The organism is Streptomyces sp. NPDC032091 (assembly GCF_055580265.1).
In genome coordinates this window covers 586839-602905 of sequence record NZ_JBVILR010000001.1, presented here as the reverse complement: position 1 = coordinate 602905, position 16067 = coordinate 586839, and the positions used below count along the sequence as shown (strand labels likewise).

Sequence of the window (16067 nt, the reverse complement as noted above, 5' to 3'; positions counted from 1 at the left end):
CGGCCTTCGGCCACATGATCTCTCGCGGAGCAACGGGAAGCGATGTCTAGCAGGATAGATGGCGATAAGTCGGGACAGGTTCCGAGTAAGGTCCGGCGAATCTTCCGCGGACCCAAGCCGGAGTCGGTGCCCGGCCTCGTAGGTACGGCCGTCATGATCGTCGGCCTTCTGGACATCGCGGCGGGCGTCTTCCCGCGATTCCGCCACAGCCGGTTCCACGCGGTCACCGAGGTGCTGCCCGGTTCCCTGGGCCCCTTCGCCGCGGCCCTCTCCATCAGCGCGGGCGTCCTGATCCTGCTGCTCGCGCACGGACTCAAGCGCAACAAGCGGCGCGCCTGGAGGGCCTCGGTCATCCTGCTGCCCGCCGGCGCGGTCGCCCAGTTCGCGTACCGCCACTCGTTCGTCAGCGTGGTCATCTCGGCGGTGCTGCTCGCCCTGCTCGTACGCCACCAGGGTGAATTCAAGGCCCTGCCGGACCCGCGCAGCCGCTGGAAGGCGCTCGCCAACTTCGTCCTGATGAGCGCCGGCTCCATCGGCCTGGGCCTGGTCATCGTCAACGTCCACCCGAACAAGGTCGTCGGCCACCCCAGCCTCTACGAGCAGATCACCCACGTGGTCTACGGCCTCTTCGGCTTCGAGGGCCCGGTCGACTACGCCGGACGGGTGAGCTGGACCGTCGGCTACTCCCTCGGCGCCCTCGGCATGCTGACCGCCGTCACCACGATCTACCTCGCCTTCCGCCCCGAGCACCCGGCCGCCCGGCTCACCCCGGCCGACGAGGAGAAGCTGCGCGAGCTGCTCGCCCGGCACGGCGGCCGCGACTCCCTCGGCCACTTCGCGCTCCGTCGCGACAAGGCCGTCGTCTTCTCCCCCAGCGGCAAGGCGGCCGTCACCTACCGCGTGGTCTCCGGCGTCATGCTCGCCTCCGGCGACCCCGTCGGCGACGTCGAGGCCTGGCCCGGCGCCATCGAGCGGTTCATGGAGGAGGCCAAGGCCCACTCCTGGACCCCGGCCGTCGTGGGCTGCAGCGAGACCGGCGGCGAGGTCTGGACCCGCGAGACGGGCCTGGACGCCCTGGAGCTCGGCGACGAGGCCATCGTCGACGTCAAAGACTTCTCCCTCGCCGGCCGCCCCATGCGCAACGTCCGCCAGATGGTCAAGCGCATCGAGCGCAACGGCTACACCACCAAGGTCCGCCGGGTCAGCGAGCTGAACGAGTTCGAGCTGTCCCAGGTCCGCGGCGCCGCCGAGGCCTGGCGCGGCACCGACACCGAGCGCGGCTTCTCCATGGCCCTGGGCCGCATCGGCGACCCGGGCGACGGCGACTGCATCATCGCCACCGCGCACCGCGTGGAGGAGGGCGACAGCAGCCCCTTCGGCGACCTCAAGGCCATCCAGCACTTCGTGCCCTGGGGCAAGGACGGCATGTCCCTGGAGATGATGCGCCGCGACCGGGGCGCCGACCCCGGTATGAACGAGCTGCTGATCGTCGCCGCCCTCCAGCAGGCCCCCGAGCTGAAGATCGAGAAGGTCTCGCTGAACTTCGCGATGTTCCGCGCGGCCCTCGCCCGCGGCGAGAAGATCGGCGCCGGCCCGGTCCTGCGCGCCTGGCGCAGCCTGCTCGTCTTCCTCTCGCGCTGGTTCCAGATCGAGTCGCTGTACAAGTTCAACGAGAAGTTCCGCCCCCGCTGGGAGCCGCGCTTCATGGTCTACCGCCACCACCGCGACCTCCCCCGCATCGGCTTCGCCGTGATGCAGGCCGAGGGCTTCGTCACCCTGGCCCTCCCCCGCCTCTTCGAGAGCCGCCGCCGCCCGAAGCAGGACCGCCCCTGCGCCCACAACGAGACGGCCGTCCCGGCCCAGCAGGACCGCGAGGTCCAGGCCGCGTAACCCGCCGGGCCCCCGACGCCCCCGTGCCCACCAGGGCCCGGGGGCGTCGTGCCGCGCGGGATCTACCCTGGACCCCATGAACACCACCCACGGCCCCGCCCCCCGGGGCCACGTGGCCGGGCTCCCCGACTGGGACCGCTGCGCGGTCATGGGCGTCGTGAACGTCACCCCCGACTCCTTCTCCGACGGCGGCCGCTGGTTCGACACCACCGCCGCCGTCAAGCGCGGCCTCGACCTCGTCGCCCAGGGCGCCGACCTCGTCGACGTCGGCGGCGAGTCCACCCGGCCCGGCGCCACCCGCGTCGACGCCGACGAGGAGCTCCGCCGGGTCGTCCCCGTCGTACGGGGCCTGGCCTCCGAAGGCGTCGTCGTCTCCGTCGACACCATGCGCGCCACCGTCGCCGAGCAGGCGATCGCCGCCGGCGCCCGCCTCGTCAACGACGTCAGCGGCGGCCTCGCCGACCCCCGCATGATCTCCGCCGTCGCCGCCACCGACGTCCCCTTCGTCGTCATGCACTGGCGCGGGTTCAGCGAGGACATGAACAGCCTCGCCGTCTACGACGACGTCCTCGGCGAGGTCACCGCCGAGCTCCGCGCCCGCATCGACGCCGTCGTCTCCGGCGGCATCGCCCCCGAGCGGATCGTCGTCGACCCCGGCCTCGGCTTCGCCAAGAACGCCGAGCACGACCTCGCCCTCGTCGCCCGCCTCCCCGAGCTGCGCGCCCTCGGCTTCCCCCTCCTCGTCGCCGCCTCCCGCAAGCGCTTCCTCGGCCGGGTCCTGGCCGGCGGGTCCGGCGCCACCCCGCCGCCCGCCCGCGAGCGGGACGCCGCCACGGCCGCCGTCTCGGCCATCGCCGCCCACCAGGGCGCCTGGGCCGTACGCGTGCACGAGGTACGGGCGACCGCCGACGCGGTTCGGGTGGCCCGCGCCGTGGAAGGGGCTCAGTGACCCGCCGGACCGACCGGACGCACAGGGAAGGGGAACGGTGAGCCGTACCGACATCGAAGCCGTCGAAGAGGTCAACGCGGCCTTCTACGAGGCCATGGAGCGGGGGGACTTCGACGCACTGTCGGCGCTCTGGCTCGACGACGAGATCTCCTGCGTCCACCCCGGCTGGCCGGTGCTCTCCGGGCGGGGCGAGGTGCTGCGCTCGTACGCGCTGATCATGTCCCACACCGAGTACATCCAGTTCTTCCTCACCGACACCAAGGTGGCCCTCATAGGCGACACCGCCCTGGTCACCTGCACCGAGAACATCCTCAGCGGCGGCCCCGCCGAGGAGGCCGGGGAACTCGGTCCCCTCGTCGGCCAGCTGGTGGTCGCCACGAATGTGTTCCGACGCACACCGGAGGGCTGGCGGCTCTGGTCCCACCACGGTTCTCCGGTGCTCACGGACTCCGATGACGAGGAAGAAGAGGCCTCCGACTGACCCCAAGGGCGGGGGCGAAGGTTTATCGCAGGTAAATTCGAAGGTGGACGACGCCGACCGCACTCGGCGTAGGCCCAAGGGCCCGGGGAGTCCCGGGACCGGAAGCACCTACGAAACAGGAGTGATTCGCGTGGATCGTGTCGCGCTGCGCGGCCTCAAGGCTCGCGGGCACCACGGCGTCTTCCCCCGGGAACGCGAGGAGGGCCAGACCTTCATCGTGGACCTCGTGCTGCACCTGGACACCCGCCCGGCGGCGGCCGGGGACGACCTGGCCAAGACCGTGCACTACGGGGTCGTGGCCGAGGAGGTCGTCGACGTCGTCCAGGGCGAGCCCGTGGACCTGATCGAGACCCTCGCCGAGCGGATCGCCCAGCAGTGCCTCAAGCACGAGGCCGTGGCCCAGGTGGAGGTCGTCGTCCACAAGCCGGACGCGCCCATCACCGTCCCCTTCGACGACGTGACCATCACGATCACCCGGAGCCGCGTGTGAACCACGGCCGGAACGCCCAGAGCGACCCCACGGTCCAGCCCGTCCCCGCGTCCGTCGTCGAGGCGGTCGACGCGGCCGACGTCACCCTCTCCAACCCCAAATGGGCCGTGATCGCGCTCGGCGCGAACCTCGGCAACCGGCTGGAGACCCTCCAGGGCGCCATCGACGCCCTCGGCGACACCCCCGGCCTGCGGGTCAAGGCCGTCTCCCCGGTCTACGAGACCGAGCCGTGGGGCGTCGAGCCGGGCTCGCAGCCCTCGTACCTGAACGCGGTCATCGCCCTGAAGACCACCCTGCCGCCGTCCTCGCTCCTGGAGCGGGCGCACGCCGTCGAGGAGGCCTTCGACCGGGTCCGCGAGGAGCGCTGGGGGCCGCGCACGATCGACGTGGACATCGTCGCCTACGCCGATGTGCTCTCCGACGACCCCGTCCTGACCCTCCCGCACCCGAGGGCGCACCTGCGGGCCTTCGTCCTGGCCCCCTGGAGCGACATCGACCCCGAGGCCCAGCTCCCCGGCCGCGGGCCCGTCGCCGGCCTGCTGGCCGCGATCGGCATGAGCGGGGTCACGCCGCGCACCGACCTGGAACTCCGTCTCCCGGAATAGCCGTTAGCGTGTTCAGGTAGCTCGGGTAGCCGACACGGAACAGGGGACGGGCAACGTGAAGCAACTGAGGCCGGCGGTCCTGGCGGGCATCTTCGCGATCGCCGGGGTGCTGTCCTGGGCCGGCGCCCGCCTGTGGAACGCCTACGGCACCCTGCCGGGCGTCCCACTGGCCGCGCCGATCGTGCTGGCGGTCATCGCCGTGGTCCTGTTCGCCACGGCCCTGTCGCTGCGCGCCCGCCTGAAGGCCCAGCGCGAGCGCCGTCCGGGGGCCAAGGGCGTGGAGCCGCTGATGGCGGCCCGCGCGGTGGTCTTCGGGCAGGCCAGCGCCCTGGTGGCGGCCCTGGTGGCCGGCATGTACGGCGGGGTCGGCGTCTTCCTCCTGACGGACTCCCTGGACGTCCCGGCCCGCCGCGACCAGACCTGGTACGCGGGCGGCTCGGTCCTGGCGGGCGCCGCGGTCGTCGCGGCCGCCCTCTTCCTGGAACACGTCCTGAAACTCCCGGATGACGAGGACCCCGCGAAGGCCCACGCGGCGGCCTAGGCTCCTTCCCAAGCGGGGCCCAGGCGCCGCCACAGGGGTGGGACCAGCGCTCCCAGGTCCTCCCAGTGGCAGACCTCCAGCGAGGCGATCAGGCCGCCCCAGACGAAGAGCATCGCCTCGCCGACGTAGGCGCCCTCCGGGCTTGCGATGCCCCGGCTCGCCACCACCGGGCTGTCACCTGCCGCCACGGGCGCCGTCGGCACGTCCTGGCGGGTCACCCGCACGTCCACGCTGGGGCACCCGCAGGTGCAGCCGGCCGTCATCTGCGCGTACGGGATCTGGGCCCGGTAGACCGCGTGGTCCGGGCCGTCCCCGTCCAGCAGCAACTCCAGCGTCCGCCGGACGTCCTCGCTCAGCGGCTCCCAGCCGGCCGGGCCGGTCACCGGCTCAGCGCGCCATGATCAGGCTCATGGCCTCGTTGCGGGTCGCGGGGTCGCGGAGCTGGCCGCGGACCGCCGAGGTGATGGTCTTCGCGCCCGGCTTGCGGACCCCGCGCATCGTCATGCACATGTGCTCGCACTCGATGACCACGATGCAGCCGCGCGGGTCCAGGATCTCCATCAGGGAGTCGGCGATCTGCGTGGTCAGCCGCTCCTGGACCTGGGGACGGCGGGCGAAGACGTCCACCAGGCGGGCCAGCTTCGACAGGCCGGTGATCTTGCCGTCGGTGGACGGGATGTAGCCGACGTGGGCCACGCCGTGGAACGGCACCAGGTGGTGTTCACAGGAGCTCATGACCTCGATGTCCTTCACCAGGACCATCTCGTCGTGGCCGAGGTCGAACGTCGTCGTCAGGACCTCCTCCGGCTTCTGGTAGAGGCCGGCGAATATCTCCTTGTACGCCCGCGCCACGCGCGCCGGGGTCTCCAGGAGGCCCTCGCGGTCCGGGTCCTCTCCGACCGCGATCAGGAGCTCGCGGACGGCCGCCTCGGCGCGCTTCTCGTCGAACGCGCCGATCGTGCCCTCGCCACCGGTCAGGGTCACTGGGTCGGTCATCTCTTCCTCGTTCCTGTGTGCACGGACGGCGTACAAATGTGCCGCGCCCCCCAGGCTAGAACCTGGGGGGCGCGGCATCCATTCCGGGCCTGATCAGCCCTCCGGGCGCTCCTCCGAGGAGGACTCCGGGGACTTCTCCACCGACACGGCGGTCTGGGCCGAGGCCGAGGTGCCGTTGGCGGCGTTCGTCAGCTGGAGCTCCTTGGGAGAGAGCACCGGCGGACGGGTGGAGGGGGTACGGCGGGCCGAGCCGGTCCACGCCGGGCGGGCCGGGCGCTTCACGATCGTGGAGAAGATCTCGGCGATCTCCTCCTTGCCCAGCGTCTCCTTCTCCAGGAGCGCGAGGACGAGGTTGTCCAGGACGTCCCGGTTCTCGACCAGGATCTCCCAGGCCTCGTTGTGCGCGGTCTCGATGAGCTTCTTGACCTCTTCGTCGACCAGCGCCGCGACCTCTTCCGAGTAGTCCCGCGGGTGCGACATCTCGCGGCCCAGGAACGGCTCGGTGTTGTCCCCGCCGAACTTGATCGCGCCGAGGCGCTCGGTCATGCCGTACTGGGTGACCATCGCGCGGGCCGTCGCCGTGGCCTTCTCGATGTCGTTCGCGGCGCCGGTGGTCGGGTCGTGGAAGACCAGTTCCTCCGCCGCGCGCCCGCCCAGCATGTAGGCGAGCTGGTCGAGCATCTCGTTGCGCGTGGTCGAGTACTTGTCCTCGTCGGGCAGGACCATGGTGTAGCCCAGGGCCCGGCCGCGGGACAGGATCGTGATCTTGTGGACCGGGTCGGAGTTCGGGGAGGCCGCCGCGACCAGGGCGTGTCCGCCCTCGTGGTACGCGGTGATCTTCTTTTCCTTGTCCGACATGATCCGGGTCCGCTTCTGCGGGCCCGCCACGACGCGGTCGATCGCCTCGTCCAGCATGTGGTTGTCGATCAGCTTCTTGTCCGAGCGGGCCGTGAGGAGCGCGGCCTCGTTCAGGACGTTGGACAGATCGGCACCCGTGAAGCCGGGGGTGCGGCGGGCGACGGCCGAGAGGTCGACGTCCGGTGCGACCGGCTTGCCCTTCTGGTGGACCTTGAGGATCTCCAGACGGCCCTGCATGTCCGGGCGGTCGACCGCGATCTGCCGGTCGAAGCGGCCCGGGCGCAGCAGCGCCGGGTCGAGGATGTCGGGCCGGTTCGTGGCGGCGATCAGGATGACGCCGCCCTTCACGTCGAAGCCGTCCATCTCGACGAGCAGCTGGTTGAGGGTCTGCTCGCGCTCGTCATGGCCGCCGCCGAGGCCCGCGCCGCGGTGCCGGCCGACGGCGTCGATCTCGTCGACGAAGACGATCGCCGGGGCGTTCGCCTTGGCCTGCTCGAAGAGGTCACGGACGCGCGAGGCGCCGACGCCGACGAACATCTCGACGAAGTCGGAACCGGAGATCGAGTAGAACGGGACGCCGGCCTCGCCCGCGACGGCACGCGCGAGCAGGGTCTTGCCGGTGCCGGGCGGGCCGTAGAGCAGCACACCCTTGGGGATCTTGGCGCCGACGGCCTGGAACTTCGCCGGCTCCTGGAGGAACTCCTTGATCTCGTGGAGTTCCTCGACGGCCTCGTCCGAGCCCGCGACGTCTGCGAACGTCGTCTTCGGGGTGTCCTTGGTGATGAGCTTCGCCTTGGACTTGCCGAAGTTCATGACCCGGGAGCCGCCGCCCTGCATCTGGTTCATCAGGAACAGGAAGACGACGACGATGAGGACGAAGGGCAGGAGCGAGAGCAGCACGCTCAGGAACGGGCTGGTCTTGTCCGGCGTGACGGAGTAGCCGTCCGGGATCTGACCGGCTTCGAACTTGGTCTGGAGGTTCTGGGCGAGCTGGACGCCCTGGTCCCCGATGTAGTTGGCCTGGAACTTGGTGCCGCTGTTGTTGTCGAGCTTCTGGCCCTTCTTCAGCTCGATCTTGATCATCTGGCTGTCGCCGGTGGTCAGCTTGGCGCTCTCGACCTGGCCACTGTTGATCGCCTTGATGACCTCGCTGGTCTCCACCGACTTGTAGCCGCCGCCGGAGCCGACGACGTTCATCAACACGACCACGGCGAGGACGGCCAGCACGATCCACATGACCGGCCCACGGAAGTATCGCTTCACGTCCATCCATACGGGGTGCCGGGCACCCCGTCCCTCCTGCCCGTAGGTAAATGCTGCTGTGAGTAAAGACTGTTCTTCGGAATGTACCTCTGTATTGTCACCCGCCGCCCCGTGGGACGGCTGACAGACCCGCCTTCTCCTCCAACGGCGGGAATCGCCCCCGGGTTCCCCCGGGGGCGTTTCCGGTGACGACGGGGGTTCAGCCGCCGTACACGTGCGGGGCGAGCGTCCCGACGAACGGCAGGTTGCGGTACTTCTCCGCGTAGTCGAGGCCGTAGCCGACGACGAACTCGTTGGGGATGTCGAAACCGACCCACTCGACGTCGATGGCGACCTTGGCGGCCTCGGGCTTGCGCAGCAGCGTGACGACCTTGAGGGAGGCCGGCTGGCGGGAGCCGAGGTTCGACAGCAGCCAGGACAGGGTCAGGCCGGAGTCGATGATGTCCTCGACGATCAGGACGTGCTTGTCCTTGATGTCGGTGTCCAGGTCCTTGAGGATCCGCACCACGCCCGAGGACTGGGTCCCGGCGCCGTACGAGGACACCGCCATCCAGTCCATGGTGAGCGGGGTGGACAAGGCGCGCGCCAGGTCCGCCATCACCATCACGGCGCCCTTGAGCACACCGACGATGAGCAGGTCCTTGCCCGCGTACTCCGCGTCGATCTTCGCGGCCAGCTCGGCCAGCTTCGCGTCGATCTCTTCCTTGGTGATGAGCACCGACTGGAGGTCGTTGCCCATGTCCTTCTCGTCCACCCGCATCACTTTCGTTGTCGGCCGGGGCTCCGGAGGGCGTCCCCGGAGGACTCAGCCGTGCTTCAGCACCAATCAGCCCTGCCGGATGACAAGTCTGCCACCCTGCCGCTGGGCCTCGACGCGGCCGGGCAGGTTGATGGCCCCCTGACCGCGCCATCCGGTGATGAGCCGGTCGACTTCCTCGATGTGGCGGGCGAAGAGGGAGCCGGCGGGGGAGCCCGCCGCGACCACGGCGCGGCGCAGCACCCGGCGGCGCACGGCGGGGGGCAGGGCGTACAGCTTGGCGCACTCCAGGCGGCCGTCCTCGTCGCGTACGCCGGCCTCCGCGTCGGCGGCCCAGGCGTCCAGGGCGTCGGCGTCGTCCCGGGAGAGCTGGGCGGTGCGGGCGAGCGCCTCCACGACCCCCTTGCCGAGCGCCTTCTCCAGGGCGGGCAGTCCCTCGTGGCGCAGCCGGGAGCGGGTGTAGGCGGGGTCCATGTTGTGCGGGTCGTCCCAGACGGGGAGGGACTGGACCATGCAGGCCTTGCGGGCGGTCTGCCGGTCGACGTGGAGGAAGGGGCGCCGGTAGCGCCTGGTGCGGCCGGGGCCGCCGGAGACCTCGGCCATGCCGGACAGGGAGCGGATGCCCGAGCCGCGGGCGAGCCCCAGCAGGACGGTTTCCGCCTGGTCGTCGCGGGTGTGGCCGAGCAGCACGGCGGCGGCGCCCAGCCGGTCCGCGGCCTCGTCGAGGGCGGCGTAGCGGGCGTCGCGGGCGGCGGCCTCGGGTCCGCCGTCGCGGCCGACGCGCACGGCGACGGACTCCACCGGGTCGAGGCGGAGCGCGGTCATGCGGCTGACGACCTCGGCGGCCCGCAGGTCGGAGCCGGCCTGGAGGCCGTGGTCGATGGTGATGCCGCCGGCCCGGATCCCGAGCTTGGGGGCTTCGAAGGCGAGGGCGGAGGCGAGCGCCATGGAGTCGGCGCCGCCCGAGCAGGCGACGAGGACGAGCGGCGGCGTGGCGGCCGCGCGGCCCGTGGGATCGGTCAGGTCGGTGAGGACGTCGTGGAGTACGCGGCGGACCGCCAGGCGTATCGCCGCGACCGCAGGATGGGGACCCATGTCCGGTGCCCTTCGTGGAGTTCGGATGCTCGGAGGCTTCGGGGTGTTGCGCACAGGGTGGTCACTCAGAGTGCGTCGATGGTGACAGAAGCGAGCCGTTCCCCGAGCATCGCACGCCCTTCAGCGGCCCACGGTCCCTCGGAAGGGTGATGCTGCTTCCCCCAGTGGGACACGTTTACGCCTCCGGAGTCACCCTTCTTCGCGCCCCGCGCTCCCCCTGCGGTGCACGCGTGCCACCCAGTCCGCGGGCCTGGCGATCTCCGATTTCGTCGGCAGGGTGTTCGGGGAGGTCCACACGCGGTTGAAGCCCTCCATCCCGACCTCGCCGACGACGGCGCGCACGAACCGCTCGCCGTCGCGGTACTGGCGCAGTTTGGCGTCGAGGCCCAGCAGCTTGCGCAGGGCGGCGTCCAGGCGGCCGGCGCCGCTGGCCCGGCGCTGCTGGAACTTCTCGCGGATCTCGGCGACGGAGGGCACCACCTCGGGGCCCACCCCGTCCATCACGAAGTCGGCGTGGCCCTCCAGCAGGGACATGACGGCGGTGAGCCGGCCGAGCACCTCGCGCTGGAGCGGGCTCTGGACGAGTTCGACGAAGGAGTGGGCCTCCTCGCCGCGCTCGCCGTCCGGGCGGGCGCCGGAGAAGGACTGGACGGCCTCGCGCAGCCGCTCCAGGAGGGCCCCGGGCTCCATCTCGGTGGCGCCGAGGAAGGCCTGGATCTCGCCCTCCAGGTGGGCGCGCAGCCAGGGGACGGCGGTGAACTGGGTGCGGTGGGTCTCCTCGTGCAGGCAGACCCAGAGCCGGAAGTCGTGCGGGCTGACCTCCAGCTCGCGCTCCACGTGGACGATGTTGGGCGCGACGAGCAGCAGCCGGCCGCCGGTGGCGGGGTTGCCGGGCAGGTCGGCGCCGACGGGCGCGAAGGTCTCGTACTGGCCGAGGACGCGGGAGGCCAGGAAGCTGAGCAGCATTCCCAGCTCGACGCCGGTGACCTTGCCGCCGACGGCCCCGAGGACCGCGCCGGCGGGGGCGCCGCCGCGCCGGTCCTGCATCTTGGCCAGCAGCGGGCCGAGCAGCTCGCGGAAGCCGGCGACGTTGGCCCGGACCCAGCCGGCCCGGTCGACGACGAGGACGGGGGTGTCGGGGAGGGTGGTCCCCTCGGGCATCATCCCGGTGAACGCGCGCACGTGCTCCTCGGAGGTCCTGGCGTGCCGGCGGAGCTCCGCCACCACGGCCCGGGCCTCGTCGCGGCTGACCTCCGGACCCGGCCGCACGAGCCGGGTCGCGGTCGCCACCGCGAGGTTCCAGTCGACCATCTCCGCACCACCGATGCTCGTCATGCGTCAACGGTACGTGGACCCGCGCCGCTGCGGAGCCCCCTGTGGGTCAGGGGGTGGAGGCGATGGCGGCCGCCAGTTTGTCCAGGCCCTTCTCGGCGGCGGAGCCGTCGGCGGCGTTCGCGGTCAGGAAGGCGAAGACCAGGAGCCGCCCGGACGGGTCGACGACGGTGCCGGCGAGGGAGTTCACGCCGGTCAGGGTGCCCGTCTTGGCCCGGAGCAGGCCGGCGGCCGGGGAGGTGCCGGCGTTGCGGGTGCGCAGGGTGCCCGTGAAGCCGGCGACGGGCAGTCCGGTGAGGACCGGCCGCAGCTCCGGGTGGGCGGGGTCGGCGGCCTTGGCGAGCAGGCCCGTCAGGAGGCGGGCGCTGACCTTGTCGGCCCGGTTGAGGCCGCTGCCGTCGGCGAAGCGGGCGCCGGTCAGGTCGACGCCGAGCGAGCCGAGCCGCTGGGTGACGGCCTGTTCGGCGCCCTCGAAGCCGGCGGGCTTGCCGGTGGCGAGGGCGGTCTGGCGGGCGAGGGCCTCGGCGATGTCGTTGTCGCTGTTGGTGAGCATCCGCTCGACGAGCCCGGCGAGGGGGGTGGAGAGGGTGGTGGCCAGCGGGTGGGCGTCGGGGCCGGCCTTGGCGGGGGCCGGGTCGCCGGTCACCTTGATGCCCCGGTCGCGCAGCAGGCCGGCGAAGGCGCGGGCGGTGTCCCCGGAGGGGTCCTCGGTGCGGGCGACGGGCCCGGCGGTGGAGTCGTCGGGGCGGCCCTCGTCGGCGGTGAGGGCGGTGACGGGGGCGAGGTTGTCGTTGCGGCCGATGGGGTGGCGGACGGGGCCCGAGTAGAGGGTGTCGTCGTAGCCGAGGGCGACGGTGTCGGTGCCGGCCGCCTTGAGGGCCCGGGCGGTGTCGGCGGCGAGGGCCACGAGGCTGCCGCCGGAGCCGGCCGGGCTCTTCTTCCTGGCGGTGAGGGAGGGGTCGCCGCCGCCGACCAGGACGATCTGGCCGGGGCCGGCCCCGGGGGTCACGGTGGTGCGGATGCGGTACTCGGGGCCGAGGGCGGCCAGCGCGGCGCTCGCGGTGGCGATCTTGACGGTGGAGGCGGGGGTCATGGGGTCGGCCGCCCCGGACTCGTACAGCACCCGGCCCGTGCCGGCGTCGACCACGCAGGCGCCGCGCACGGTCCCGAGGGCGGAGTCGGCGAGCAGCGGTCCGAGCACCCCGGCGAGGGCGGCGGAGGGCGCGTCGGCGGAGCGCGGCGCGATGCCCTGGAGCACCCCGGGCGCGCTCGGTGCGGCCTGCGGGAGGGATCCGGCCGCGTGATCTGCGCCACCCGTCCGGCTCCAGGAGGCGGCCCGGTCCCGCTCGGCCTTACGCTGGCCGGAGTCCCAGGGGCCGGCGGAGGCCACGGCCGCCGCCGACAGGGCGAGGCCGGCGACGGCCGACCCCGCGATGAGCTGCCACGTCTTGACCAATGGCACCTCGGACCAGCCCCTTTCGCGATCACACATATGCGTGAGGGACACTTAACCACTGCGTCTTGCCGCGAGCATGGCACCCCACCCCAGGGATGGGCCGGACGCGCACGCATGTGAAATCAAAAGCCGTCTCGAAGCAGTCAAGCCCCGGCACCGGGCCGGAGCTGATCATGGAGGAGCAGGACGTGGAGTTCGACGTCACCATCGAGATCCCCAAGGGTTCGCGGAACAAGTACGAGGTGGACCACGAGACCGGCCGGATCCGTCTGGACCGTCGCCTCTTCACCTCGACCAGCTACCCGACGGACTACGGCTTCGTCGAGAACACCCTCGGCGAGGACGGCGACCCGCTGGACGCGCTGGTCATCCTGGACGAGCCGACCTTCCCGGGCTGCCTGATCAAGTGCCGCGCGATCGGCATGTTCAACATGACGGACGAGGCGGGCGGTGACGCCAAGCTGCTGTGCGTCCCGGCCTCCGACCCGCGCGTCGAGCACCTGCGCGACATCCACCACATCTCCGAGTTCGACCGCCTGGAGATCCAGCACTTCTTCGAGGTCTACAAGGACCTGGAGCCGGGCAAGTCGGTCGAGGGCGCCAACTGGGTGGGCCGCGCCGAGGCCGAGGCCGAGATCGAGGCCTCGTACAAGCGCCTGGAGGCCCAGGGCGGCCACCACTGAGCTCCGCTCGGTAACCGCTGAAGGACGGCGGGCGGCGTCCCCCACCGGGGGGCGCCGCCCGCCGCTCCGTTCTCCGGACCTCCTTTCGCCATGGAGGAAACGGTTCCGCATACTGATACCGCCGGTGATCAAGGGTGGGAGGATGCGTGGCGGAGTCCGAAGGGCCCGGTCCCGAGGACCGGAAGCCGAAGTCCGACGAGGCGCACAGCGCCTTCACCCCGCCGCCCGGCATGCAGCCGGAGGTCCCGGACGAGGACCAGGTCACCTCCGAGTTCGCCCTCCCGGAGGGCCTAGCGGCCGCCCCCGCCGGCCCCGAGGGCTCGGGCTTCGCCCCACCGGCCACCTACAGCGCCCAGCACTCCCCGCCCGCCTACGCCCCGCCCGCCACCCCGTCCTTCCCCGCCTCCTCCCCCTGGCAGGACCGCATGCGCACGATGCTGCGCATGCCCGTGGACGTCCGCCCGGTGCCCGAGGCGGCGCAGCGGCAGAGCGAGTCCGGGCCGGCCGTGGGCCGCGTCCTGGACCTCACCCTGCGCATCGGGGAGCTGCTCCTCGCGGGCGGCGAGGGCGCGGAGGACGTGGAGGCGGCGATGTTCGCCGTGGCCCGCTCCTACGGCCTCGACCGCGCCGAGCCGACCGTCACGTTCACCATGCTGTCGATCACCCACCAGCCCTCCCTGGTCGGCAACCCGGTCTCCGCGAGCCGCACCGTGCGCCGCCGCGGCACCGACTACACCCGCCTCGCCGCCGTCTTCCGGCTGGTGGACGACATCAGCTCGCCCGAGGTGGCGATCTCCCTGGAGGAGGCCTACCGCCGCCTGGCCGTGATCCGCCGCAACCGCCACCCGTACCCCACCTGGGTGCTCACGGCCGCCGCCGGACTGCTCGCGGGGGCCGCCTCCATCCTGGTCGGCGGCGGGGTGACGGTGTTCTTCTGCGCCGCCCTCGGAGCCGTCCTCGGCGACCGGCTGGCCTGGTACTTCGCGGACCGCGGGCTGCCGGAGTTCTACCAGTTCGTGGTCGCGGCGATGCCCCCGGCCGCGATCGGGGTGGCCCTGAAGCTCGCCGAGATCGACGTGCGCTCCTCCGCCGTGATCACCGGCGGCCTGTTCGCGCTGCTGCCCGGACGGGCCCTGGTCGCGGCCGTGCAGGACGGCCTGACCGGCTTCTACATCACCGCGTCCGCCCGCCTGCTGGAGGTCATGTACCTCTTCATCGGGATCATCATCGGCGTGCTCGCGGTGATCTACGTCGGCCTCCAGTTCGGCCCCTCGCCCAACCCCGACGAGGTGCTCCAGATCCCCCACCGGCCCCTGCTGCAGACCCTGGCGTCGATGGTGCTGGTGTTCACCTTCGCGATCCTCCTCCAGCAGGAGCGCTCCACCGTGTGGATCGTGACCCTCAACGGCGGGGTCGCCTGGGTGACCTTCGGCGCCCTGCGGGCCGCCGGCCTGCCGCCCGTCCCGTCCACGGCCCTCGCGGCCGGGCTGGTCGGCCTGTTCGGGCAGCTCTTCTCCCGGTACCGGTTCGCGTCGGCGCTGCCGTACGTGACGGCCGCCATCGGCCCGCTGCTGCCGGGCTCGGCGACGTACTTCGGGCTGCTGTCGATCGCCGAGAACCGGCTCGACAAGGGGCTCGCCTCGCTCACCAACGCCGCCGCCATCGCGCTTGCGATCGCGATCGGGGTGAACCTGGGCTCCGAGAGCTCGCGGCTGTTCATGCGGATCCCCGGCGCGCGCAGCGCCGCCAAGCGCCGGGCCGCGGCCAAACGGACCCGCGGCTTCTAGGGCCCCGCCGGATCGCGCGGGCCCCGGACGCGCGTGTGCCCCGGAGGCGGACCGTCTCCGGGGCACTCGGGGGCTCGCGGCGCCCGTGGGAGGCGCCTGCGCGCCCGTACGTCAGCGCTTGGCGTGGCGGCCGCGCTGGCCGGGGGCCGGCGGCGGCTCCTCCATCGGGTACCCGGGCTGCGCCGGGGCGGAGGCGGCGGCCTTCTTGGCCTTGCGGGCCTTCAGCACCTCGAAGATCACCGGGATCACGGAGATCAGCACGATGACGATGAAGATCGCCTCGATGTTGGTCTTGATGAACTCGAACCGGCCGAGCTGGTAGCCGAGGACGGTGACGCCCGCGCCCCACGCGACACCGCCGATGACGTTGTACGTGAGGAAGACCCGGTACTTCATCGCGCCGGCGCCCGCGACCATCGGGGCGAAGGTGCGGATGATGGGCACGAAACGGGCGAGCACGATGGCCTTGGGGCCGTGCTTCTCCATGAAGTCGTGCGCCGCGTCCAGGTTCTCCCGCTTGAAGACCTTGCTGTTCGGCCGGTTGAACAGCTTCGGGCCGAAGAACTTGCCGATCAGGTAGCCCACCTGGTCACCGAGGATCGCGGACGCCGCGATCAGCGTGCAGACGAGCCACAGCGGCTGGCTGATGCTGCCGCTGGCCGTGAACAGGCCCGCGGTGAACAGCAGGGAGTCCCCGGGCAAGAACGCGAACAGACCCGATTCCGCGAAGACGATGACCAGGATGCCGATCAGACCGAACTTCCCGATCAGGTAGTCCGGGGACAGCCACGCGGGGGCGAGGGCAAGCGTGTAGAGGGGTTCCACGTTTCCGGGCTCTCCTGGATCAGCAGGGGGACGTCTGCGGTGGGGGACGCGACGATGCA

General features: G+C 71.9%; 16 protein-coding genes. 8 read left to right on the top strand and 8 right to left on the bottom strand.

Going from position 1 to position 16067, the window contains the following annotated elements; translation table 11 throughout:
- Positions 1 to 42 precede the first annotated feature (42 nt).
- The 6 genes from ACZ5NJ_RS02780 to ACZ5NJ_RS02755 all read left to right on the top strand — a co-directional run bounded on the left by ACZ5NJ_RS02780 (position 43) and on the right by ACZ5NJ_RS02755 (position 4956).
- Complete coding sequence (locus tag ACZ5NJ_RS02780) at positions 43 to 1890, top strand: phosphatidylglycerol lysyltransferase domain-containing protein (RefSeq protein ID WP_468761927.1); 1848 nt, start codon at positions 43 to 45, stop codon at positions 1888 to 1890.
- 76 nt (positions 1891 to 1966) lie between these two features.
- Positions 1967 to 2839: a dihydropteroate synthase gene (folP, locus tag ACZ5NJ_RS02775; RefSeq protein ID WP_468761925.1), complete on the top strand. Its 873-nt coding sequence runs from the start codon at positions 1967 to 1969 to the stop codon at positions 2837 to 2839.
- A gap of 37 nt (positions 2840 to 2876) precedes the next feature.
- Entirely contained in the window at positions 2877 to 3320 is a 444-nt protein-coding gene (locus ACZ5NJ_RS02770; protein WP_395509827.1) for a nuclear transport factor 2 family protein, read from the top strand.
- A gap of 130 nt (positions 3321 to 3450) precedes the next feature.
- Positions 3451 to 3810, top strand: coding sequence for a dihydroneopterin aldolase (folB, locus tag ACZ5NJ_RS02765; RefSeq protein WP_042809414.1), 360 nt, complete (start codon positions 3451 to 3453; stop codon positions 3808 to 3810).
- Positions 3807 to 4415: a 2-amino-4-hydroxy-6-hydroxymethyldihydropteridine diphosphokinase gene (gene folK / locus ACZ5NJ_RS02760; protein WP_468761922.1), complete on the top strand. Its 609-nt coding sequence runs from the start codon at positions 3807 to 3809 to the stop codon at positions 4413 to 4415. Before folB ends, folK begins: the two co-directional genes overlap by 4 nt.
- A gap of 55 nt (positions 4416 to 4470) precedes the next feature.
- Complete coding sequence (locus tag ACZ5NJ_RS02755) at positions 4471 to 4956, top strand: DUF3180 domain-containing protein (RefSeq protein WP_468761920.1); 486 nt, start codon at positions 4471 to 4473, stop codon at positions 4954 to 4956.
- On the opposite strand, the gene ACZ5NJ_RS02750 is transcribed toward ACZ5NJ_RS02755, so the two are convergent.
- The 7 genes from ACZ5NJ_RS02750 to dacB all read right to left on the bottom strand — a co-directional run bounded on the left by ACZ5NJ_RS02750 (position 4953) and on the right by dacB (position 12749).
- Positions 4953 to 5339 (bottom strand): hypothetical protein, encoded by a 387-nt coding sequence (locus ACZ5NJ_RS02750; RefSeq protein ID WP_468761918.1) that lies wholly within the window; start codon positions 5337 to 5339, stop codon positions 4953 to 4955. The two genes, ACZ5NJ_RS02755 and ACZ5NJ_RS02750, sit on opposite strands and share 4 nt — an antisense overlap.
- Positions 5340 to 5343: 4 nt before the next feature.
- Positions 5344 to 5952 carry a GTP cyclohydrolase I FolE gene (gene folE, locus ACZ5NJ_RS02745; protein WP_468761917.1) on the bottom strand — a complete coding sequence of 203 codons (609 nt, stop codon included), beginning with the start codon at positions 5950 to 5952 and terminating at the stop codon, positions 5344 to 5346.
- Positions 5953 to 6045: 93 nt separating this feature from the next.
- Positions 6046 to 8079 (bottom strand): ATP-dependent zinc metalloprotease FtsH, encoded by a 2034-nt coding sequence (ftsH, locus tag ACZ5NJ_RS02740; RefSeq protein ID WP_468761915.1) that lies wholly within the window; start codon positions 8077 to 8079, stop codon positions 6046 to 6048.
- A gap of 193 nt (positions 8080 to 8272) precedes the next feature.
- Complete coding sequence (gene hpt, locus ACZ5NJ_RS02735; protein ID WP_007264874.1) at positions 8273 to 8833, bottom strand: hypoxanthine phosphoribosyltransferase; 561 nt, start codon at positions 8831 to 8833, stop codon at positions 8273 to 8275.
- Positions 8834 to 8899: 66 nt separating this feature from the next.
- On the bottom strand, positions 8900 to 9925 hold the full coding sequence (tilS, locus tag ACZ5NJ_RS02730) for a tRNA lysidine(34) synthetase TilS (RefSeq protein WP_468761913.1): 1026 nt from the start codon (positions 9923 to 9925) through the stop codon (positions 8900 to 8902).
- Positions 9926 to 10114: 189 nt separating this feature from the next.
- Complete coding sequence (locus tag ACZ5NJ_RS02725; RefSeq protein ID WP_468761911.1) at positions 10115 to 11260, bottom strand: zinc-dependent metalloprotease; 1146 nt, start codon at positions 11258 to 11260, stop codon at positions 10115 to 10117.
- A 46-nt stretch (positions 11261 to 11306) separates the two neighbouring features.
- Positions 11307 to 12749 (bottom strand): D-alanyl-D-alanine carboxypeptidase/D-alanyl-D-alanine endopeptidase, encoded by a 1443-nt coding sequence (gene dacB, locus ACZ5NJ_RS02720; RefSeq protein WP_468761909.1) that lies wholly within the window; start codon positions 12747 to 12749, stop codon positions 11307 to 11309.
- Positions 12750 to 12901: 152 nt separating this feature from the next.
- Between dacB and ACZ5NJ_RS02715 the strand changes: the two genes are divergently transcribed.
- Positions 12902 to 13396, top strand: coding sequence for an inorganic diphosphatase (locus ACZ5NJ_RS02715; RefSeq protein ID WP_042818871.1), 495 nt, complete (start codon positions 12902 to 12904; stop codon positions 13394 to 13396).
- A 146-nt stretch (positions 13397 to 13542) separates the two neighbouring features.
- The gene (locus ACZ5NJ_RS02710) at positions 13543 to 15183 is read left to right on the top strand and encodes a threonine/serine exporter family protein (RefSeq protein ID WP_468761907.1); all 1641 of its coding nucleotides are present in this window, start codon (positions 13543 to 13545) and stop codon (positions 15181 to 15183) included.
- Between the two features lie 111 nt (positions 15184 to 15294).
- Here the strand turns inward: ACZ5NJ_RS02710 and ACZ5NJ_RS02705 are convergent, their stop codons facing one another.
- Complete coding sequence (locus tag ACZ5NJ_RS02705) at positions 15295 to 16008, bottom strand: VTT domain-containing protein (RefSeq protein WP_468761905.1); 714 nt, start codon at positions 16006 to 16008, stop codon at positions 15295 to 15297.
- Positions 16009 to 16067: the final 59 nt, after the last annotated feature.

Coding starts and splice junctions, on each gene's coding strand:
- folP (WP_468761925.1), top strand. CDS start 1,967: ATGAACACCACCCACGGCCCCGCCCCCCGGGGCCACGTGGCCGGGCTC.
- ACZ5NJ_RS02780 (WP_468761927.1), top strand. CDS start 43: ATGTCTAGCAGGATAGATGGCGATAAGTCGGGACAGGTTCCGAGTAAG.
- ftsH (WP_468761915.1), bottom strand. CDS start 8,079: ATGGACGTGAAGCGATACTTCCGTGGGCCGGTCATGTGGATCGTGCTG.
- dacB (WP_468761909.1), bottom strand. CDS start 12,749: ATGTGTGATCGCGAAAGGGGCTGGTCCGAGGTGCCATTGGTCAAGACG.
- hpt (WP_007264874.1), bottom strand. CDS start 8,833: ATGCGGGTGGACGAGAAGGACATGGGCAACGACCTCCAGTCGGTGCTC.
- tilS (WP_468761913.1), bottom strand. CDS start 9,925: ATGGGTCCCCATCCTGCGGTCGCGGCGATACGCCTGGCGGTCCGCCGC.
- ACZ5NJ_RS02725 (WP_468761911.1), bottom strand. CDS start 11,260: ATGACGAGCATCGGTGGTGCGGAGATGGTCGACTGGAACCTCGCGGTG.
- folE (WP_468761917.1), bottom strand. CDS start 5,952: ATGACCGACCCAGTGACCCTGACCGGTGGCGAGGGCACGATCGGCGCG.